Source organism: Haemophilus sp. Marseille-P9675 (assembly GCF_916862695.1).
Taxonomy (GTDB): Bacteria; Pseudomonadota; Gammaproteobacteria; order Enterobacterales; family Pasteurellaceae; genus Haemophilus; species Haemophilus haemolyticus_K.
Window position 1 is genome coordinate 1 of the sequence record NZ_CAKASP010000018.1, and the last position, 540, is coordinate 540.

The 540-nt window shown below is 37.0% G+C and carries 1 pseudogene; it reads right to left on the bottom strand.

The features are described 5' to 3' along the window. Positions 1 to 540, bottom strand: a pseudogene (locus tag LIX50_RS09490) (hypothetical protein); the annotation flags it as partial.

Below are 540 nucleotides of genomic sequence, written 5' to 3' on the forward strand. Positions count from 1 at the left end.
GTTTTTTTCACATCAAATTTAACCGCACTTACAGCACCGTTTTCAGTGACTGTTACATTCGCAGTGGTACCAGTACCATTAACAAATTTCACTGTGTCATAAGCTTTAACAAAATCTTTGTCTGTATCATTCTCTTTTAAATTCCAACCGGCATTTAAAATATCGTTTACAGACGCAGCTTTTGTTCCATCCACTTTGGTTGGTACTGCTTGATTGGTTGTTGGTGCAGCTGCATCATTTTTTGTTACTGGCAATGTACTAGCTAAACCAGTGATGCTGTTAATGCCTGTTAAATCAGAATCTAATCCATAAGTGAATACTTTACCTTTACGTTGTAAACGTAAGTTTTTACCTGCATCTAGCGTTAATATGCCGTCTGCACCAATAGTTTCAGCGGTATCATCGTCATCAACCGTATCTTCAGTCAAGGCGATTCCAGAATTATTAGCCTTCGCTTTCCAAGTTACCTGATCTTTGATTTGTTTTTTACCAGCATCGGTAATATTGCTTAAATTCTTATCCGCTGCATTATCAATTTTA